The sequence below is a fragment of the Caproiciproducens galactitolivorans genome (assembly GCF_026672255.1).
Classification (GTDB): Bacteria; Bacillota; Clostridia; order Oscillospirales; family Acutalibacteraceae; genus Caproiciproducens; species Caproiciproducens galactitolivorans_A.
In genome coordinates, this window is the sequence record NZ_JAPOHA010000024.1 from 1 (window position 1) to 2803 (window position 2803).

Consider the following 2803-nt stretch of genomic DNA (forward strand, 5'->3'; position numbering starts at 1 on the left):
AGGGACCATGGAAAAATCCATGGTCCCGGTCTGCCGAATGAATCACAGGCGCTCAACTTATTTAAAAAAGAATTTCCTGAATTGCCCGATACCGGGAAAGGATTCCGCATAGAGGTTGGATCAGTACGATTTTGAACGGGACAACCGGCTCCGGTTTTGTTACCCCAGACTATCGTAGAAATTACCGATGATTTTAACCTCTACTCTTTATGATGCATCAATTGTTTTTTCCCAGGCCGGATTCCCCTCAAGCTGCTGAAACAAACCGGTGATTTTACTATAAAACGCTTTCGTCTTTTTGGTTCCAAATCGTCCGATTCCACTAGGGTGAAGATGCTCTCCAGAATCCGCTGTTTGCATGTATCCATGCTCATGTATAAGATAGTTATATATTCCGGGTTTGCCGCTCCCGTTTTGATACCCTAATGAAATCCATATCCTGTGTGTATCTGAATAATGGGATGGATTTGATGGTGGATCAGCGAAAAGTCTTCTGCTGTATGGATATTGATTTATGACATGAATCACTTTTTTTATTTCGGTTACATTCTGTGTGTAAATAGTCGTTGCAGCACTTCCATCTTTTGTAATCGTTCTGTATGAAATTTCGATACCGGTTACTTTCCTGCCATGCATTGCCTTGTTAACTGTTACTGGTTTTGTAAACCATGCCCATGACGCTGCGACTAGAGCCAAAATGAATGAAATACCGATTATAATAATTTTTTTGCGTTTTAATCTCAATTGGTGATCATCCCCTTTTAGGTTTGGCCATCATACATTAAATCAACGGGCCGTCCGGATGCAAATTCATTCGGGCGGCCTTGCTCGTGATGCTCTGCTTTACAAGTAGTTTGAATTTTTAAGGCGCTTCCGCTTTTCAAGGTATCCCCGCAGACTTACCAGCACAATGATAACAAATGATATAAGGAAAGAAACAAAAATTGGCAGAAACAGGTTGCTGACATCCTTTTGGCTTATTTTCAGCGGAAGTATAAGGGTGGTGGTAAACAGGTAAATCAAAAACGTACCGATAACTACGCTGCGCAAGCTGATTTTACCGGAAGCTAAACGGTACCCTATAAACAGGAAGAATAAAACACCGGTAATGTAATACAGTACTTCAACCGATACGCCCCTGTTTGAAAATGCAATCCAGCTTTGTTCATCCGTCGGCTTAGGGGATGAAAGCAGAAGTAAAAATACCTGATGGGCTTTTACCCGAAAATAGCATTGGACAACGTGCAGCGCCGCCATGAGTGCGCCAAATGAGGAAAATAGTACGATATTAGTTTTATTCATCGTGTTCTGCCTCTTACAGTTTCCTTTGTTTTTAGCTTATTAAACTATTTATAAAGAATCAAATTATGGCAATTTGAGCAAAGAAATTGAGAACCCTTCGAATGATATCTGAACTTTGTCTTTTTGCTACCGCAATAGGGACACCGGCTTTTCCAATTCGCAATACGGTTGGATATCAGCCACAGCACGATGGCTATAGACGTATAAAGAACAGATCCGCTTCGATCACTTCGATCAACAAGCAAGCAAACCGCCCAATCAAAAGCAAAAAGCCCCATAAATACTAGTACCCAACTGATGAAGACCCATATTCGGTTAATTGATTTCATAGTACACCATCCATTTCTAAGAAAGCAGAGCAGAACCGCATTTCCGGTTTTGCTCTGCTGCTTCTAAAAATACAAGCCAATAAGCATTAATATAATTCTATTCCTTTTCTCAAAAGTTGCCCATTGTCATTAAAATCATCATCAGCAAAATCTTTAGTTTTGTTTAAAATAACAGTACCTTCACTATTGCAAACGTAAGGAGTGAAGTCAATTTCACGGGAAGCACGATAAGGCGATTGACTTCCAATTCTAACGTCTTTGTAATATATTACTTCAGCATAATATTTATGTACTCCCGTACCTTTTGATATAGTATATTCTCCCTTTACTAATTTAATTGCACTCCCTAAAAGACTTTTTGCAACGGATACGGTTAAGCTTAATGTAACGGCAGCTACAGCTAAAGTCGTTCCAACATCAAAGAAAAAATCTTGAACAACCGCATCATAAATATTAAAATACATTGCTTCATAAAGTTTAGCATTCAGACCTTTATCATACCTTGAACCTATCAATTTATTTGAATATTGATTTCCATAAGTTCTTGCTAAGTTCTCTCCTATCAGCTGAGCGTCTGATTTCCCGCTCCTGTAAAGACTTGAGTTTAAAAGCGCTCTGTTTTTAAAATTTTCCAAAGACATTTGCTTTAATTGTATCTTATTTGATATGACATCTGATGCAATATTTTTCAAATTTATTGTATTACTATTTTTAATGGAATTTTCACTGTCTTTAATAATATCGTTACTAGTTTGTAAAAATGAATTGGATTTTATGTTTTCGTAATAAAGTATATCTGGATTGGATTCATCAATATAAGCGATATCAAGTAATCCGGAAGGATACGCTCCTATACATATTCTATGGTTGTTATTATTTTCATAGTAATATGTCGCTGCTCCTATTTTTACAGTTTCTTCCGATTTAATTGAATTCTTATTATGTATTGTATCTTTTTCCGCCGCAAACCCCGGAACAGACATTGTCAAAGACATTGCCGCTACCAAAACAAGACTAACCAATTTTTTCGTACAATTTTTCATTTTTAACACTCCTTCATTTTCGTTTAAGCATCCATACAAATATATCTTATTTTAAATGCCCATCGGAACCACCCCCTTTTCATAAAATTGAAATCATTTTTCGATCTCATACTGTATAGACAACTTCAA

The 2803-nt window shown here is 37.3% G+C and carries 3 protein-coding genes; all 3 read right to left on the bottom strand.

From position 1 onward, the window contains the following. Window positions 1-207: 207 nt before the first annotated feature. The 3 genes from OUY18_RS13760 to OUY18_RS13770 all read right to left on the bottom strand — a co-directional run bounded on the left by OUY18_RS13760 (window position 208) and on the right by OUY18_RS13770 (window position 2674). Window positions 208-744, bottom strand: a complete 537-nt coding sequence (locus tag OUY18_RS13760; RefSeq protein ID WP_268059353.1) for a hypothetical protein — start codon at window positions 742-744, stop codon at window positions 208-210. 99 nt (window positions 745-843) lie between these two features. After that, window positions 844-1302, bottom strand: a complete 459-nt coding sequence (locus OUY18_RS13765) for a hypothetical protein (protein WP_268059354.1) — start codon at window positions 1300-1302, stop codon at window positions 844-846. A gap of 415 nt (window positions 1303-1717) precedes the next feature. After that, a complete protein-coding gene (locus OUY18_RS13770) occupies window positions 1718-2674 on the bottom strand; it encodes a hypothetical protein (protein WP_268059355.1) in 957 nt (318 codons plus the stop codon). Between the last annotated feature and the right edge of the window lie 129 nt (window positions 2675-2803).

Bases quoted from the DNA above. Each gene is read 5' to 3' on its own strand.
- OUY18_RS13765 (WP_268059354.1), bottom strand. From the start codon at position 1,302: ATGAATAAAACTAATATCGTACTATTTTCCTCATTTGGCGCACTCATG.
- OUY18_RS13770 (WP_268059355.1), bottom strand. From the start codon at position 2,674: ATGAAAAATTGTACGAAAAAATTGGTTAGTCTTGTTTTGGTAGCGGCA.